This window comes from Lysinibacillus sp. ZYM-1 (genome assembly GCF_001308875.1).
GTDB lineage: Bacteria > Bacillota > Bacilli > Bacillales_A > Planococcaceae > Lysinibacillus.
This window is the reverse complement of the sequence record NZ_KQ465133.1, coordinates 1-18,785: the sequence shown is the minus strand read 5'-3', so window position 1 is coordinate 18,785 and position 18,785 is coordinate 1. Positions and strand designations below refer to the sequence as shown.

General features: G+C 36.3%; 12 protein-coding genes, 1 pseudogene and 1 riboswitch. Of the genes and pseudogenes, 10 read left to right on the top strand and 3 right to left on the bottom strand.

Translation table 11 applies throughout. From position 1 onward, the window contains the following. The first annotated feature begins 149 nt into the window (after nt 1-149). The 5 genes from AO843_RS18590 to AO843_RS18570 all read left to right on the top strand — a co-directional run bounded on the left by AO843_RS18590 (nt 150) and on the right by AO843_RS18570 (nt 8,508). The gene (locus tag AO843_RS18590; RefSeq protein WP_054612580.1) at nt 150-3,017 is read left to right on the top strand and encodes a hypothetical protein; all 2,868 of its coding nucleotides are present in this window, start codon (nt 150-152) and stop codon (nt 3,015-3,017) included. Between the two features lie 147 nt (nt 3,018-3,164). Then, the gene (locus tag AO843_RS18585) at nt 3,165-4,466 is read left to right on the top strand and encodes a hypothetical protein (RefSeq protein WP_054612579.1); all 1,302 of its coding nucleotides are present in this window, start codon (nt 3,165-3,167) and stop codon (nt 4,464-4,466) included. A 334-nt stretch (nt 4,467-4,800) separates the two neighbouring features. Next, nucleotides 4,801-6,024, top strand: a complete 1,224-nt coding sequence (locus tag AO843_RS18580) for an MFS transporter (RefSeq protein ID WP_054612578.1) — start codon at nt 4,801-4,803, stop codon at nt 6,022-6,024. A gap of 22 nt (nt 6,025-6,046) precedes the next feature. Then, nucleotides 6,047-7,462, top strand: coding sequence for a M20 family metallopeptidase (locus AO843_RS18575; protein ID WP_054612577.1), 1,416 nt, complete (start codon nt 6,047-6,049; stop codon nt 7,460-7,462). A gap of 83 nt (nt 7,463-7,545) precedes the next feature. Further along, entirely contained in the window at nt 7,546-8,508 is a 963-nt protein-coding gene (locus AO843_RS18570) for a glutaminase (protein WP_054612576.1), read from the top strand. Nucleotides 8,509-8,542: 34 nt separating this feature from the next. Here the strand turns inward: AO843_RS18570 and AO843_RS18565 are convergent, their stop codons facing one another. After that, nucleotides 8,543-9,880 (bottom strand): amino acid permease, encoded by a 1,338-nt coding sequence (locus tag AO843_RS18565; RefSeq protein ID WP_054612575.1) that lies wholly within the window; start codon nt 9,878-9,880, stop codon nt 8,543-8,545. A gap of 165 nt (nt 9,881-10,045) precedes the next feature. Further along, nucleotides 10,046-10,122: riboswitch (glycine riboswitch) on the bottom strand. A 721-nt stretch (nt 10,123-10,843) separates the two neighbouring features. Further along, entirely contained in the window at nt 10,844-11,230 is a 387-nt protein-coding gene (locus AO843_RS18560; RefSeq protein WP_054612574.1) for a rhodanese-like domain-containing protein, read from the bottom strand. Between the two features lie 205 nt (nt 11,231-11,435). Between AO843_RS18560 and AO843_RS18555 the strand changes: the two genes are divergently transcribed. The 3 genes and pseudogenes from AO843_RS18555 to AO843_RS18545 all read left to right on the top strand — a co-directional run. Beyond that, nucleotides 11,436-12,266 carry a lipoate--protein ligase family protein gene (locus tag AO843_RS18555; protein WP_054612573.1) on the top strand — a complete coding sequence of 277 codons (831 nt, stop codon included), beginning with the start codon at nt 11,436-11,438 and terminating at the stop codon, nt 12,264-12,266. A 188-nt stretch (nt 12,267-12,454) separates the two neighbouring features. Continuing rightward, nucleotides 12,455-15,025 (top strand): vitamin B12-dependent ribonucleotide reductase, encoded by a 2,571-nt coding sequence (locus AO843_RS18550; protein ID WP_054612572.1) that lies wholly within the window; start codon nt 12,455-12,457, stop codon nt 15,023-15,025. A gap of 146 nt (nt 15,026-15,171) precedes the next feature. Continuing rightward, nucleotides 15,172-15,624, top strand: a pseudogene (locus tag AO843_RS18545) (TnsA endonuclease N-terminal domain-containing protein); the annotation flags it as partial. A gap of 733 nt (nt 15,625-16,357) precedes the next feature. Here the strand turns inward: AO843_RS18545 and AO843_RS18540 are convergent. Then, complete coding sequence (locus AO843_RS18540) at nt 16,358-16,630, bottom strand: hypothetical protein (RefSeq protein ID WP_054612570.1); 273 nt, start codon at nt 16,628-16,630, stop codon at nt 16,358-16,360. Between the two features lie 439 nt (nt 16,631-17,069). On the opposite strand from AO843_RS18540, the gene AO843_RS18535 reads away from it, so the two are divergent. Both AO843_RS18535 and AO843_RS18530 read left to right on the top strand, forming a co-directional pair. Continuing rightward, nucleotides 17,070-17,735, top strand: coding sequence for a YiiX/YebB-like N1pC/P60 family cysteine hydrolase (locus AO843_RS18535; RefSeq protein ID WP_054612569.1), 666 nt, complete (start codon nt 17,070-17,072; stop codon nt 17,733-17,735). A 225-nt stretch (nt 17,736-17,960) separates the two neighbouring features. Continuing rightward, entirely contained in the window at nt 17,961-18,722 is a 762-nt protein-coding gene (locus tag AO843_RS18530; protein WP_054612568.1) for a hypothetical protein, read from the top strand. The last annotated feature ends 63 nt before the right edge of the window (nt 18,723-18,785 follow it).

The following is an 18,785-nucleotide window of genomic DNA, read 5'->3' as shown; positions in this document are numbered from 1 at the left end:
TTTGTTAAAGAAGAGATATCAAAAAATTGTTATTGTAAGTATAGGAATACAGGAGAAAATACACTTTTTAGAATACTTTCCCCTGAACAAAGGAAATTATGGAGAAGTGACCGATATAATTCAATAGAAGGATTGAGGAGGTCAAAGATTTGAATAAAAAATTATTTTTAACAGCAGCAGCAATCCCAGTTGCACTTATTGTACCCACTGTAGCAAGTGCAGCGGAAACGGTTTCGGTTACGGGACAAAATATTGTTAATGAAACATTAAAAGTGGATCAAATACCAAATAACGCGATTGTCAAAGCCTACCAATGGTATTATCTAGAGAAAGTTACGAGTGAAGATGGATCAAATGCGTCCACGAATAAACCTATTGCAGGTGCTACATCTGCTTCGTTAAAAGTTCCAGTAGAAGCAGCTGGTAAAACAATTTTCGTGGAAGCCACAACAACGGATGGTAAAAAATATCAAAGTGAAACACGAGCGATTAATAATTTGGATCTTGCTATTACAACGCCAACGTTGGAAGGTTACTCAACTTCTGATTTTGTTGCACCAGGCGAAGCGGTGAAAGTAGCTGGCGTTACTGTTACTGATAAAGCAGGAGCAAAATTGCAAAGTGGTCAAATTACATATAGTTATCAATGGTTTTATCAACTTGGCGATGGTGATAATTCCTTCACTTTTATTGAGGGAGCTTCAGGCGGCACATATACAATACCCAAAGATGCCATTGAAAAGGGAATCAAAGATATTATTGTTATAGTCAAAGCCCAGGTAGGCGCTTCTTTTGTGGAATCTCCACGTTCTGCAGTAATCTCTATATCAAAAGAACCAACAGATACATTAACAAATGAAATTAAAAATTTACTACTAAATGATAACAAATACAATGTTACTGACATAAAGTCATTCGGGGAAAAAGTAAAGGAATTAGAAAGTAAGTATCAAGCTTTATCAGCACCGGCTAAAGGAAATGTGTCGAATTATGATGTCCTAAAGCGCTCGCTAGCAGATGTGGACCTCATAAATAAATTAAATGACAAAGTGGACAAAGTAGAAGGAATTAACGACAAAGATTTGCCTAAATATATTAAAGAAATTGAAGAGGCATACGATAAGTTAGATTTGTTACAGCGTAGCTTAGATGTAAATGATACGCTGTATACTAGCATTAAAAATTTATTAAATGAGCCAAATGATCTTGAGGAAATTAAAGAAGTAAGAAGACTTAATCAGGCGATCGTTAATTTACTATCCTATACAAATGGACTTTCACAGTATGTTCCTTCTGATAAAGATTCTTTATTGGGGGTCGTGAATACAATTGAAGCAGATATCGCCAAATTATCACAAAATTATCGTGGCGCTGTTCAAAACCTAACGATTCTAAATGAAGCCAAATCGGATATTAAAAAAGTGGAGCAATTTATTAAATCGTTTGATAAATTATCATCCAACAATACGCCTAACAAACAGGTAACGGTTGCAAAGTCTATTCGTTCTACCTATGAAAAATTAACGTATAAGCAATTAAAATTAGTACCAGATTCGTACGTGCAGCTTTTAACGTCTGCAGAAAGTGCTGAAGTAAGTCAAATTTCCGCATTAAATAATGATATAGATAGCTATATTGGTGATGATTTTTATCCAATAAATCCATCCGCTAGCTCTTGGCAAAGTCATGTCAATAATGTGAATCGAATGATAAAAGAATATAAGAGCTTAACAAAAGCATCAGCAGCCCAAATTATTGGGTATGACAGTCTTGTTACTTTACAAAAGGATTTAAAAACGGCTGAAAAAGTGATTAAAGATATGGATGCTTATCAAAAGCTATCTGGAACAACAGGTGTAACTGAAAGTAAACTGAATTCAAGCTATACGAATACTTTAAAAGCTTATAACAAGCTTACGGCTTTACAGCAATCACTTGTTTACAATGCCGACGATTTTTTACTGAATACCCCAAAAGGTTCTGTTGATGGGAAAGTACCTGATGATAAGGCTGCGGCTGAGGCATTGAAGGCTGATATTGCTAAATATGCAGATGTCACTAAATTTACATTTGATCAATTAGAAAAGGCTGTTGATACTTCAGCACAATCCTATAAAAAATTGTCTTCGGCGGCAAGAAAATACGTAACAAATTACTATTTACTAACAGCTGCGCAGAAGGATATTTCAGGTGTCAAATCCTTCTATAAAAAAGTTCAAACAGCTAAAGAAGAAACAGATGCTGCTAAACAGGCTAAAAAAATTGAAACCGTGCAAAAAGCGTATGCTAAATTACCTGCTAATCAACAGCATTTAGCAAAAGATCAATATGAAGCATTGTTAAAGAATCAAATTATTGATGGCAATGCACCAAACATAAAGCAACTTAATGATGAAATAGCTACCATTGTTTCCAATGATCAGTATTTAGTGTCCATCGAAAAAATTAATACTCTTTCTAAGCAATATAGTAGCCTAAGCTCAAGTGATAAAAAGCTGATTACTAATTATGCTATTTTAAAAGCGGCAATCGCAGATGTGAAAAAAGTAGAATCCTTTATGAAGACATATGAAAAATCCTTTAGCACTAACCCAAGCACTGTCATTAAGGCATTTGAAAAGCTTACGTCTAAACAAGTGAGCCTTATTAATGCAGATATCCGAAAATTGATTATCGAAAAGCAACAAGGTCAACAACAATCGAATGAAAATGCTTTGACGTTAATTGAATCGATCAATTCTCTCCTTGTCAATGGTGAATATATAGTTGATTTAGAGGGAAGAGTAAAAGAAATTCGCACTGCTTATGATGCTTTAAGCGCTAGTGATAAGAAGATTGTCAAAAATTACTCGAAGCTTACACAGGCGGAAAGTGATTTGAAAAAGGTTGCCGACGTGCATGCTTTATACAAAGCGGATGGCGATGAAGCGGCTCGAAAAGCCTGGCTAACAGCCTATGGGAAGCTTTCTAAAAAATTAGAACTACTTTATAAAAACATGTATTCGCAGGATATTTAACGAGGAGGGCCCCGAGAAATTCGGGGTTTTTCTGTATAGATTTTTTTAATTGTCTAGTAAATTGGTTGTCCGCTATACTATGAATAGATGAGAAAAGAAATTTTTTACATAACAATTGTAGTTTCGCAAAGAAGGTAGGAACAAAAGATGTATAAAATAGGTGTTGTGGGTCCTGTCAAATCCGTAGAAAGAATTATTGCTTTAGCAAAAGAGATTGAACAGGATATGGAATTTATTCCGTATATTTATGCGATAGCGACAGAGACAAAGCATCTTGTAGAGACACATGATCAAGATGTGGATTTCTGGCTGTTTTCTGGCTACATCCCTTATAAGATAGCGAGTCAAACAATGATCTCGCAAGATAAAATGGCCCATATCATTTTTTCAGAGGCGGCTATTTATAGAGGATTTTTAGAGCAATCCTATCGACAAAAAAAGTTTATTGAACATGTCAGTATCGATATCATACCTTCTCCCTCACAAATGGCTTCAGAAGGTCTAGCGGAGATACAGAAAAATGTGAATACCATGTATTTAAAAGAATTTGATGTGGCCATCGATCCCAAAGAGTTATTTGATTTCCACTTTAGTCTCTGGCAGGAGGGAAAGATAGACTTTGCGATCACTTGCTATCCTTCCGTTGATGAAGAACTGAAAGAAAGGGGAGTTCCCTCGTATTGGGTATCTCCTACAAAAACAGAAATTTACCATACGGTTCAGCTTTTTACGGAAAAGATTAAAACATCCTACTATAAAGAAACTCAAATTGGTGCCGTCATGCTTGAAATAAAAGACTTCGATTCCTTGAAGGAGCGTATGAAGCAAGGGTATCGCATACAATATTTAGAGTTACGTACCAAGGAAAATCTGCTACAACTTTGTGAGCAAATCGATGGTTCCCTCATTGAAGAAGGAAATGGAAAATATACAATTTTTAGTACAAGGGGAGCTATTGAGGGGCAAATAAAATTTCTACAGGAAAAGATGTACCAATTATCCATTGAAATGGAAGCAAAAGTAACTGCTGGTATTGGATTTGCTCAAACGGTATTCAATGCGGAACTACATGCTCATCGCGGGCTAAGACAGACCAAGGAAAACGAGGCGATTGATATCGTTATGATTCAGGATGACGGTACGATTATTGAGTCTGTCGGAAATGTAGAAGAACTATCTTATTCATACCGAGCGGAAGACCCTGACATTTTAGAAAAATTAAAAAAAGGTAATATTAGTATTAAAACGTATATGAAAATCCACGCGCTTGTACAGAAAATGCGCTGGAAACATTTTACGACAAAGGATTTAGCGACACAGCTTCAAATGAGTGAAAGAAATGCACAGCGCATTGTAGCCGATTTATGTAATGTAGATTTAGCAAGAATTTGTGGCGAAGAATTACAGCATACTCGCGGTAGACCTATTAAAATGTATCAGCTTGTTTAGAAAAATAATAAATGTCCCAAACCTAAGTTGGTTTGGGACATTTTTTTCTGAAATTTTAGTATCGGTAAAACACAGACCAGTCAACGAATTGTGGGCTTTTTGGGGTAAATCATTCACTTTTATGAAAGCGATTATCTATTAGAAATTTTCAAAAAAATATTGTTTTTTTCTAGTACTTTGATTATTATACGAATATATAACGAAAATGTCGGTATATAAAAGGGGTTTTTATTTTACTAGATATTTCAAGGGGGCAAGAATCTTAAAGCACAACAATAGCGGTGATGCAATCACTGCCATAAAGAGAAGGTTTTTGATCATGGGAGGGATATAAATGATAACAAATGAAGTAACGAAAAAATCTAGAAATGTCATCCTTGCGTTATTATTTTTAGGCTGGTCTTTAGGGAACTTAGATCGGTACATTATGAACTACGCAGTCGTTTCGATTACAGGTGATTTGCAATTGGATGCATCTTCTACGGGGATTATTTTAAGCGCTTTCTTTTTAGGCTATGCCATTATGCAAATACCAGGTGGCTGGCTTGCTGATAAATTTGGCGCAAAACGAATCTTACTGACGGCTGTAATAATGTGGTCTATTTTTACTGGCCTAACAGCAATTGCCTGGTCATTAACAGCAATGATTGTGATTCGTTTCTTATTTGGCATTGGTGAGGGTGGATTTCAGCCATCAAGTTCTAAGATAATTGCTACGATTTTCCCGAAAGAAGAAAGAGGAAGAGCCATGTCAATCATGCTTACTTCTGGAGGGATTGTTTCGCTAATCGTACCACTGCTAGCAGCGTATTTATTAGGAACGATTGGCTGGCGTATGATGTTTATCATTATCGGAGCCTTTGGAGCAATTATTGCCTATTTATATTGGAAATACATTCAGCTTCCAAAAGCTGAAACAGTAGATGCTACTGAGACAGGTAATCTTGCTGTCAGGGTGAGCTTTAAAGAATTATTGAAAACGCCGCTTATGTGGAATTTGATTATTGCTTATTTCTGTATTTATGCGGTGAACTGGGGATTAGTATCCTGGATTCCTACTTACCTTCAAAAAAATCGTGGACTAGATTTAATGTCCATTGGTTGGGCACAAACCATCCCTGCCATTACAACGATTATTGGTGTGTATGGTAGTGGATACATCATTGATAAGCTTCCAAAAGGAATGGAAAAGGTGTTAGGCGCCATCTCCTGTGCAATGATCGGTATTTTATTGTATTTAATGTTTACTGCGAAAACGGTGACATTATTTATTGGTTATCAAACAGTTGTGTCTATCTTTATTGCATTTGTTATTACGCTGCTACCTGTTATCGTTCTAAAGAAATTGCCTTCTTCCATAACAGGGTCAGCCATGGGGATTGCCAATACAGGGGGACAACTAGCTGGGTTTGTTACGCCTATGGCTATTGGTTTTATGGTCGATGCTTTTAATGGCTCCTTTGATGCAGCCTTTTGGATGTTGATTGGATTTGCGCTCATTTGTATTGTGTCGCTTGTAACGCTAAATGACCAAAAAGGAGCACTATTGAAAGCATAATGAACAAAGTGGAGGGACAATAATGAATTTTCAAGAAAAAATTTCTACATTAATTGAAGCAAAAAAGGATGCAAGTGTGGCCTTAAGTGATGCGATTTGGGCTGTACCAGAGCTTCATTTTCAAGAAAAAAAATCGATGCAATATATGAAAGAAGCACTAGAAAAAGAGGGATTTCAAACTGAAGTTGGCGTGGCTGGGCTTGATACTGCGCTTGTTGGAACTTTTGGTTCTGGAAAGCCAGTCATTGCCTTTTTAGGGGAATATGATGCGCTTCCGGGCTTGAGCCAAAAAGGAGGCGTTACGAATCATGAGCCTCTTGAGAATGGCGGAAGTGGTCATGGTTGTGGTCATAATTTGTTGGGAACAGGAGCATTTGCAGCGGCTGTTGCAGTGAAGGATTATTTAGAGCAACATCAGCAATCAGCAACAATCCGTTTTTACGGTTGCCCTGCAGAAGAAAATGGATCTGGTAAAGCTTATATGGCGAAAGCTGGTCTGTTTGATGATGTGGATATCGCAATTTCCTGGCATCCAGGTACTTTTTCAACGGTAATGACTTGTAGCTCTCTAGCAAACTATGCGGTTACTTTTAAGTTTACAGGTAAAAGTGCTCATGCTGCAGCTGCTCCTCATCTGGGTAGAAGTGCTTTAGATGCTGTTGAGCTCATGAACGTTGGGGTAAACTACTTACGAGAGCATATCATTCCAGAAGCAAGAGTGCATTATGCTATTACAAACTCTGGTGGAACCTCTCCAAATGTTGTTCAACCATATGCAGAGGTTACTTACTTAGTGCGGGCACCTAAAAAGCAGCAAGTGCAAGAAATTTATCAGCGCGTTGAAAACATTGCGAAGGGTGCTACGCTCATGACAGGCACTTCACTAGAAATCGATTTTGAAGGTGCTGCTTCTAATTTAATTACCAATAAAACGCTTTATGATGTCATGTATCAACAAATACTTGAAATTGGCATGCCAGACTATACAATAGAGGATGAACAGTACGCTCAGGCTATTTTCAATACATTTTCTCCTGAAGTACAAGCTTCTTCATTAGTGGGCCTTCGTAAAGAAGATGTTAAACAATTACAAGGAAAGGTTATTGCAGATCTTATTCCAGGCGTACTTCCTGAATTTATTATGGGCGGTTCAACAGATGTGGGCGATGTTAGCTGGAATGTGCCGACAGTTCAGTGTACGACAGTATGTATGGCATTAGGGACACCGTTACATACATGGCAGGTTGTTTCTCAAGGTGTTACGCCAATCGCCCATAAAGGCATGCTACAAGCTGCTAAAATTATGGCTTGTACAGCAATTGAGTTACTAGATAATCCAGCACTTATTGAGGAAGCTAAAAAGGAATGGCAGGAACGTCTTGATGGAGAGACATATGGATCGCTAATTCCGAAGGGGACGATGCCTCCTAAGCTATAAAAGGATAGCGAAATCTGGATAGAGTCTTCATAGGAGAACTATGAAGACTCTGTTTTTGCACATTTTGAAAGGAGTCTACAGAAATGTCAACACAACCTAATCACGATCAACTTGTGGCACAATGGGTAACGCAATTTCGTGCCGCTGCCAAAGAAGGTAAGTGCGCTAACTATATCCCAGCTTTAGCTAAAAAAGACCCGAATCAATTAGCTATAGCTATTATCGGAACAGAAGGGCACGAACTCAAAGCAGGTGATACTACGGAACTATTTACACTTCAAAGTGTTTCCAAAGTGATCACCTTTATATTGGCCTGTATGGATCGAGGTTTACCATATGTATTAGAAAGGGTGGATGTTGAGCCGACAGGGGATACTTTCAACTCGATTATCCGTTTAGAAAGTCATCAACCCGGAAAGCCCTTTAATCCAATGATCAATGCTGGGGCCATTACTGTGTCCTCTATGATGGTTGGTCATTCACCACAAGAGAAGGTTACAAAAATCCTGCAATTTTTAGAGCAAATCATAGGAAAGCAATTAAGCATCAATGAGGAAGTGTTTCAATCAGAGTGGCAAACAGCGAACCGCAATCGAGCATTAGCCTACTATTTAATGGATTCAGGTTTCCTAGATTGTCCAGTAGAGGCGGCACTTGAGGTTTATTTGAAGCAATGTGCGATTGAAGTCAATGTATCAGATTTAGCGATGATTGGTTTAGTCATCGCCAATGATGGCTACCATCCACTGATTAAGAAACAGTTATTTCCAAAACAAGTGGCGAAATTAGCAAAGGCTTTGATGGTGACGTGTGGTATGTACAATGCTTCAGGGAAATTTGCAGCATTTATTGGGTTACCTGCTAAAAGTGGCGTTTCAGGTGCCATACTTACAGCTGTCCCAGGTCATGCAGGATTAGATTCGCCCTTCCCTGCTGGCTGTGGTATAGGTATTTATGGACCTGCCATCGACCCTATAGGAAATAGTGTTGCAGGTGTACAATTACTGAAACATTTAGCGACAGAATGGGATATGACTATTTTTTAACGTTTATAAGATGACTTCAGAGCTTAATCTGAAGTCATCTTTTTTTCATTTTAAATAAAATGAATAAGGCAATAAACCAAATGGGTGTTAGTAGAAGAGCTGTCCGTGTTGCCTCGGAAATAAACATCACAATTAATAGAAAAGCGAAGAAAGCAAGCACTACATAGTTGATAAAAGGTGTCAGAGGCGCTTTGAAGCTTGAGGCCTCATGTAGGGCACGATTTTTCCGTTTATAGATGATGTGAGAAATAATGATAATACTCCACACCCATATGAAACAAATTGCACTAATAGTCGTTACGATACTAAAGGCATTTTCAGGCATTAGCTTACTTAGTAGTGCACCTACAGATACAACAATAGCAGAAATAACGAGTGCGTTACTTGGCACACTATTTTTATTGAGTTTAGCAAAAGCGGGAGATGCTTGTTTATTGTTACCAAGATTAAAGAGCATGCGGCTTGTTGAGAATAAACCACTATTACCAGCGGAAGCGGCTGAAGTGAGCACGACAAAATTAATAATACCCGCAGCAATCGGAATACCCGCTAAAGTAAATACTTGGACAAATGGACTGCTTGAGGCAGACATTTCATACCATGGATTGATACATAGGATGACAAACAGTGCCCCTACATAAAAGAGTAAAATTCGAAATGGAATTTTATTAATCGCAGAAGGAATGTTTTTTTGTGGATTTGCAGTCTCAGCTGCTGATACCCCTACTAATTCCACTCCTACGAAAGCAAAAACAACCATCTGGAAGGCCATTAAAAAGCCATATACGCCATTTGGAAACAGGCCGCCGTGTGCCCAAAGATTGTCCACTGAAACTGTTCCAGAGCTTGTTTGAAAGCCTGTCACTAACATAATGATTCCAATGATAATAAGCGCCACAATGGTAATAACTTTAATGATAGCAAACCAAAATTCTAACTCTCCAAACAGTTTTACTGTCAATAAATTCAGCAGTAGTAATAATACTAAACAACCAATGGCTGGTACCCATTGCGGGATATCAAACCAATATTGTGTATAAACCCCTACCGCGATAATATCTGCCATGGCCGTCATGATCCAACAGAACCAGTAGGTCCAGCCTGTAACATAACCTGCCCATGGCCCTATGTATTCGGAGGCAAAATCCGTAAATGATGTATAACCCGCATTCGATAGTAACAGCTCGCCCAATGCACGCATAACAAAAAAGAGCGCGGTACCGACAATTAAATAGGCAAGAATGATTGAAGGCCCTGCTAATGCAATGGCTTTCCCAGATCCTAGAAATAAACCGGTTCCTATTGTTCCACCAATGGCAATAAGTTGTACATGGCGATTTTTTAAATCACGTTTTAATTGTTGCTGTTCCACGTTAATCCCCCTCAAAGATGCATAAAAAACTATGACTGGAAAAATAAAAAAGAGACTAGTTGTGACACTAGTCTCGGAAAAACGTCAGAATAACAAATACCATTTGATCGCGGATGTTACATCAAATCCCTTTAACTTTCGTATGGCATCGCTTAAAAAAGCTGATATTACTCTTCTGTCCTTTTGCCTGAGATAGTGAACCCTTCGGCGACGCAAATTGCGCTCTCTCCAGAACTGCTCCTGCTATAGTTTGATCCATAGCATTCATAGCTTATTAATTTCATAATCAAATATTATTTTAAGATATTATACATCCTATCAGGGCTTTAAAAATTATTCAACCATAAATTTTAATTATTTTCAGAAAAATAGAAGAATGAAGTGCCTAAATGGTGAATCACTGACGAAAAATAGTATTTTTGGACATACAAAGATTTACCCTTGTTTGGAAGGCTGATAAGTTCTAAAAATTTCCTTGAAGGTGAAGTAATTGATAAAAGATTTCTTTAAAAGTGTTTGTGGGAGAAGTGCTAAAAGGTAGAAAAGAGATTTATTTCCCCAGGGAAACGCTCAATAATAATTAAACCTATGAAATATCTAAACCACAAAGCAAAGGAGTCAATCTACCAAGAACGCATCATGAAACAAGGTTATTACCGTTTATTCTACAATAAAAGATATCTCTAAAGGTATTATGGGCTGTTAGAGAAATAATTAATGAAGCAATCTGAAGAGCTAAAGAGTATAAATGGCAACAGAAGAAGTGAAGCGGGTGAAAGAGGTTCATTTATAGACAGGAATTGTTAATGAGAACAAGTCGTACATAACTCGTAAAAAGGGATTTGGTGAACAACAAGCATGCACTTAAAATTTTGCAATAGATATAATATAGTAGAAACTCTGAATTTTTTAATAAAAGAAGCCGTCTCTTAGTTCTTTGAGACGACTTTTTTTAGGAGAATATTAATATTTTTTGGCTTTTATTTTACCTGTCCAAGTTTTGAATCCGCCTTGAAGTTGGTAAATTTGGTTGTACCCACGTTTTTTAAGAAATAGTGCAGCACGTGAGCTACGGCCTGTATTTTGACAGTATAGATATACTGGTAAATCTGGGCGAATTTCTTTATAACGCTGACGTAGTGTTGTGGAAGGAACGTTTCGTGCGCCAAGAATGTGACCAGCATCAAATTCTTTTTGTTCACGAACATCGATCAGCTGAGCTTTACGATAGCCTTCTATGAATTGTTCTTGATTTAGGTTGGTTACAGCTTTTTTGAGTCGTAGTGCATTAAGACCGATGTATGCAATTGTGACTACTAAAACGACACCGATTGTGATAAGTATGTCCAAGATTTTCTTACCCCTTTCTATCTTCTCTATTATTATAAAAGATGCGCTAGCGATAGTCCAATGAGTTTGATAAAATTAACTAGGTTATGGCGAATTCGTCAATATCGTCAAAAGTAAAACAACTTGAACTGTAGCGTAATCTTCGTTAAGGTTGAACCACAGGTGGGGCCTGAGGTATCATTTTATAATTGTAGGAGATGAACATATGACAACATGGTATTTTTTAAATTCAGGGAAATGTAGTCCTTCTTTTAATATGGCACTAGATGAAGCATTACTTGATTGGCATAGTGAGGGGTTAATTCCACCAGTGATTCGTTTTTATGAGTGGGAACCAGCAACACTATCAATTGGTTATTTTCAGCAGGCCACAAGAGATATTAATTTAGACGCTGTACGAGAACAAGGCTTAGGTTTTGTACGTCGACCAACTGGTGGACGGGCTGTTTTGCATGAACATGAGCTTACATATAGTGTCATCGTAACAGAAAGCTATCCAGATATGCCAGAGTCAGTGACAGAGGCGTACCGTGTGTTAAGTGAGGGTATCTTGCAAGGTTTCCATAACTTAGGTATGGATGCCTATTTTAGTGTCCCTGATACAGAGGAGAAAAGAGCAGACTTAAAGAGTCCAAAAAGTGCCGTATGCTTTGATGCGCCGAGCTGGTATGAGCTAGTGGTGGAAGGTAAAAAAATAGCAGGAAGTGCACAAACACGTCAAAAAGGTGTTATATTGCAGCACGGTGCCATTTTATTAGACTTAGATCAAGAGAAGCTATTATCGGTCTTTAATTTTTCAAGTGAAGAGGCAAAGGATCGTATGCGCAGAAAGTTACCAGAAAAAGCAGTAGCGATTAATAGTCTTGTGGATGAACCTGTGACTGTTGAACAATGTGTGACAGCTTTTAGAGATGGATTTGCAAAATCGTTGCAAATTGAATTAAAACCATTTACACTTTCTGAGGAGCAGTTAGAATATGTCCGTGCATTAGAAGAAAAAAAATATGCATGTGATGAGTGGAACTTCAAAAAGTAAAAAATGGTATAAAAAAAATATTTTTTAGCGATCAATCCTTGCTATTACAAGTAGTTCCGATTCTATTAAAAAAAGCAAGAGTTGAATTGAAAATCTATATATAGTATCTTTTTAAAAGACATATACACAATATGTAGTGTTTAACGACACATGATATTGTGTATTTATTTTGTAAGGGAGGCAAAACGATGGTACTCACAAATCATCAACCCGAAGTAAACAATCAATTTGAACAGTTAAACAAAGATATCAAACAATTCCCGCAGGTACACCCCGTAACGCCTGACATGCACATCACGCACAAAGGCGTATCAAGGCTTGTTATGATCGATCGCTACTCGTTTAAAGACACAGAAAAGAAAACACTGAAAGCCGGTGACTTTGTTGTTTTAACGGTAAAAGCTGATCCAAAATTCCCTGCACGTGGTTTAGGGACAATTCAAAAGCTGGACATGTCTACAAAAACAGCAGAAATTTTGATTGAGGAAGATTATCGTAGCGTTTTAGATGATCCAAACGAGCAAGAAACGGGTGTGATTACGCGTTCAATTGACGTGCTAGAGAAGCCTCTTGAGATTTTTTATGAACAAATCGCAAAACGAAATGCAACAGGACTTGCGGCTGTTGAAAAAACGCAGGAAAAACGCCAAGAATGGTTTGAAAAATTTTATGAGCAATTAGTATCCTTAAAGTTCATTCCTGCAGGACGTGTGATTTACGGAGCGGGATCTGAAACAGATGTAACGTTCTTCAACTGTTACGTAATGCCTTTTGTCGCTGATTCTCGTGAAGGCATTAGTGATCACCGTAAGCAAGTAATGGAAATTATGAGCCGTGGTGGTGGCGTAGGAACAAATGGTTCCACATTACGTCCACGCAACACACTGGCACGAGGTGTAAACGGTAAATCATCTGGTTCTGTTTCCTGGTTAGATGATATTGCCAAATTGACACATCTAGTGGAGCAAGGTGGGTCACGTCGTGGAGCACAAATGATTATGCTTGCAGATTGGCATCCTGATATTGTGGAATTTATTATTTCGAAAATGCAAAATCCACGTATCCTACGTTACCTGATCGAAAACACAACGGATGAAACAATTATTCGTCTAGCAAAAGAAAAATTAAACTTTAAGCCACTTTCTATGCAAGAGGAAGCTATGTATCAAGGCATCGTGAACTATAAAAACATTGAAGGCTTAGGCGGATTTGATACAGCGATTATTCGTGATGCAGAAAATAAATTACGTGATGGTGGCACATATACAGTTCATAACCCAGAGTTTTTAACGGGTGCAAACATTTCAGTAACGTTAACAAAAGAATTTATGGAAGCTGTTGAAAAAGATGCTGACTTCGAGCTTCGTTTCCCAGCAGTGGAAGAATATTCAAAAGAAGAAATGAGTGTTTATAACACAGAATGGCACAATGTTGGTGACGTTCGTGAATGGGAGAAAATGGGCTATAAAGTCCGCACATACCGCACTATTAAAGCGAAGGAATTGTGGAATTTAATTAACGTATGTGCAACATACTCAGCAGAACCAGGTATTTTCTTCATCGACAACGCGAATGATATGACAAATGCCAAGGCATATGGTCAAAGTGTTGTGGCAACAAACCCATGTGGGGAACAGCCACTTGCACCATACTCAGTGTGTAACTTAGCGGCGGTAAACCTTGCACAATTCGCTAATAAAGACAATCAAACTGTAGATTACGAAGCACTACGTGAAACGGTTCGTGTAGGCGTTCGTATGCAGGATAATGTTATTGATGCGACACCATACTTCTTAGAGGAAAACCGTGTACAAGCACTAGGTGAGCGTCGTGTTGGTTTAGGGGTAATGGGCTTAGCTGATTTACTCATTTATTGTGAGAAAGAATACGGTTCAGAAGCAGGTAATGCTTTAGTCGATGAAATCTTTAAAACGATTGCTGAAACGGCGTATGAGGCATCTACAGAGCTTGCTAAAGAGCGCGGTAGCTTCCCATTCTTAGTAGGTGCTACTGATGAAGAAACTGCTCGCTTACGTAAAGCTTTCACAGAGACAGGCTTTATGCAAAAAATGCCTACACACATCAAAGAGCAAATTTTAGCGACAGGTATCCGTAATTCACATTTATTAACGGTTGCGCCAACTGGTTCAACAGGAACAATGGTAGGAGTAGCGACAGGTCTTGAACCATACTTCTCTTTCACTTACTACCGTTCTGGCCGTCTAGGTAAGTTCATTGAAGTGAAAGCGGAAATTGTAAAAGAATATTTAGATCGTCATCCAGAAATGAATGAGCAAGAGCTTCCTGAATGGTTTGTTACTGCAATGGAGTTAAAACCGGAAGCACATGCTGATGTACAATGTATTATTCAAAAATGGATTGATTCATCGATCTCTAAAACAGTAAACGCACCAAAGGGCTATACTGTACAGCAAGTAGAAAAAGTATATGAGCGACTATATAAAGGCGGCGCTAAAGGTGGTACGGTCTATGTGGATGGTAGCCGTGATTCACAGGTACTTACGCTAAAAGCTGAAGAAAATGATATGGATCAATTATCATTTGAAGAAGAATTAGTAGAAGAACATACAAAACGTCCAGTCGTTTTAGTAGATACGATTCAAGCGTTAGAGTCCACTACGGTTATTGGCTCAGACGTAGGAAATACTTGTCCAGTTTGCCGTAAAGGAACAGTCGAAGAAATGGGTGGCTGTAATACATGTACAAACTGTGGCGCTCAGTTAAAATGCGGCCTGTAAAATAGTTGAAAATGTCTATTGTAGATTTGAAATAAAGCCGTACCGTTTATAAAAAAGATGTACCGTTTAAAATAAAGTTATACTGTTTGTAAAAAAGTTGCACCGTTTTACCCCTTTGGATAATATTAATCTAAAGGGGTGTTTTTATGTCAAAACGAACTAGAACATCTAAAGTCGAAAAGTGGATTAAAGAAGGTCGTGGCTCTGGAGTTGGAGTGGATTATAAACCATGGTTAAACATTCAAGATGTGTCTTCGAAAGGTCGGTCTAAACGTTTAAAAGATATTAAAACAAATAGACAGCATGAATTTCTATCAGATTTGGAACGAAATTACTTTTATTTAACTGAATATTCTGATTGTGTCGTTAGTATTCGAGAACAATTTCCTTTATTGCCGTTGGAAGAAACAATTGTCATTGCAGATGAATTAGGTCTTAAACATCCTACAGACCCAAAAACAAATGAGCCAGTTGTGATGACAACGGATTTTTTATTAACAGTAGATAAAAGTGAAGGTTTAGCAGAAATCGCAAGAACCCTCAAGATGAAAGACGAGCTTTTAAAGGAGCGAGTTATTGAGAAATTTGAATCATATAGAATTTCTTTATAATGGAATTATACAAGGTAAAACCATAGAGGGAGATACATCAATTAAAATTTATGGGTTAAAATGACCGGACCTTCAAGCTGAAAGATATAAACACGCCATTGAGCTTGAACGCAGCTTCAAACAAATAGAAATTGCATTTCAAGATTGGATTTTCTACTTAGAATGTGATAGACAATCTTCGTTACAAAGTTTTGATTTAAAAATCAAACAAAATATTCAAAAAAAGGAAAAAGTAATTATTGAATTAATAAACTATGTTAATGAAAGACTTTCAAATGAAAGAGAATTTGTTGGTATGAATCAACAGTTAGTTAGGCATCATGTTAATGCATATAAAATATTAAAATCAAGAATCAACCTAAGTTTATTATAGTTTATTTAAAATGCTATTTAACTTTGAAAGATTATTAATAATTACATAACTGATTTTAATAAAAGTAAGTTGAATTAGAAATTGTTAATATTCATTTTTGACAAAATGTTCATAGTCTTTGTTAGGTATTAAACGTGTTAAGGCAAAGTTATCAACATCAATTTCTAATTCATTATTATTATATTTTTCCCCATCAATAAATACCTCTGATTTTTTTTCTTGAAAAACATGCCCTAGTTCATGAAAAAAAGTAAACCAAAAATATCCTCATAACCACCCTTTATTAATAGAGCAATCATTATTTTGTCGTTTGATAGCCATTTCGTTACGCCATTTATATAGGTTTTACTAAGGTGTAATGACTAATGCTACACCAACCTGAGAGCATAAAGATTTTAATTTTGGAATAGTAGCTTTTGCTGCAAGTTTTGTAATCTTCCTAAATTCAGATATGTTTTTTTCCAAGTTTGACTTGTTAAATGGAAATGTTTCAATTTCTTTAGCTATTTGTTGTGCAACTTTCGTCAACCAGGTAGCAATTGCATAACTGTTAGCTTCAAATTGTGTTGACTTTCTAAATGCAACTTGAGGAGTCGTAGATAAAGATTTTAATGAAGCCACTTCAAAAAACTTCTTAAGTTGATTATTTTTTCTACGGGACTTTTTGTTTGTTCTATCCATCCTAAATTAGCTATTTCTGTGTAAGGTATTAATTTTAGTATTTCTTTTTCTTCTTCAATTTTCGAAACAGATTCAATTCGAGCTTTGGTTTCTTAGTTTATTATTCATTCATCATTAAAAAACCATAAATTTGCAAACACGTGGATCGCCAGCCTTCCTAATTATATCAAGGCTTATTTGTCGATTTCAGTCTGCGAAATTTGAGTGATTTAAATGTTTAAGGAAATTTATTGAAACAATGCAAAAAAAGTGGTAATATATAAATGTAATAAATGTAAAAAATAGGGATTTTGAAAGGAGGAAGTATAAGGGAATTACATATTCCATCTCTATGTAGTAAATCGGTTTATTACATACACTAATGAAAAGGGGTAATCACATGAAAAACAAATTATTAACTGTTGGATTAACATCGGTATTGCTATTGACTGGTTTTTCTACAGCAAGTGCAGAAGAAAATACTTCTCCAGAAACGTATACTTTAACTCAGCAAGAAGAAGAACAATTTTTGAAAGAACAACGAGAAGAACTAAGAGAAATTTGGGATAAATACACTGTAGAAACACCTACAACTGTAGAAATACCTACAACTGAAGAAACACCTACAATTGAACCATTTGCAGTTGAACGTCCTCCAGGTTCAATTGGAGGAAAGGGCGATATATTAATTGCTTTAGATTCTATAACTGATCATGTTGGTATTGTTAAAGATTCTTATTCAATTATTGAAGCTCATCCAGACACAGGTAATGTTTCTTATAGAGACAATAATTGGACGTCACGATACGACAGAATAAAAGGTTTAAAAGTGTCAGCAACTGCAACACAAAAATCTGGTGCAGTTAAATACGCTGAATTACAATTAGGTGATCCGTATGGATTTACAACTAGAAATGATACATCCACATGGTATTGCAGTAAATTAGTATGGGCAGCTTATAAAGGTCAGGGAATTGACTTGGAACCTCATACTGCAATGCTGATTACACCAGGAGATATTTTATCATCTCCATATGTATCAGTATTTTATAATACAGCAGATTAATAAATATAAATAATATCAACTAAGTTAGATACTTAGTTGATATTATTTTACATTAGTAAACCACACTTTATTAAATACCACCGTTGTAAATAGCTTTTACCAGGAACATAGTTAAGTTATGGAAGCATGGTGTTTTAATAGCTCTCAGTGTAAGGGACAGTAAATTATCTTCTAATACATATTCTAAATAACTTAGTTTAGAAATTTTCATAAAGGTGGTAAATAATGAAATATAAATTGATAATTTTCGTTGTAATATTAGCTACTATTTTAATATTCGGATATTCTCAAAGAAAAAAAATTGATTTTGCTATATTGGCAACTAGTTATTCTGAGGATTCTACGAGCTTATACAACTATAATAATAATAATAAACTAGTTGATGAATATATTTATTCAATTGGTGGAGTTGAAAAGTTGTATTTTCATAAAGAGGGTAAAGGCCTTATATATGACAGTTATGGGGAACAACTAATTACTATAAATAATGAAAAAACGAAAGAATATAAAATTAAGCACGATCCCATACAGTTAGAGCAAACCAAAAATGGACAAGTAATTTTACATAATGATAACCTCGGTTTTGACGTATCTATATATAATGATGACTTTAAAGTTATGCAACAAAGTGAAAAATTACCAGGTAATGCTCAAAATTTCATTATTAAAAATGATATTGTATATGTATTATCTGTTCTTTATGATAAAAATTCAAAAAGAACTGTTGGTATTTATTCCTTAGATATTAATAGTTTAAAAGTGATAGAACTCATAGAAATCCCAGGACTTACTTTTGCTTTTTATTTACGTGAAATGAATGGAGTTTTAGAAATTTATGGGAACAAAAATGAAGAAGCAAAAGATTTAACAATTTATACGCATGACATATCTAATAAAAAGACAAATTTAATAGTTAACACGGATATACCTGTTATGTGGATAAGCAAAGTTATTGGAGAGTATAAAATATTTTGTGTAAATAACTGAAGACATAGAAAAAGGAAAACCTTTTCTTGGTAGAATTAAGTCACCACAACCAATCCTAGAAAA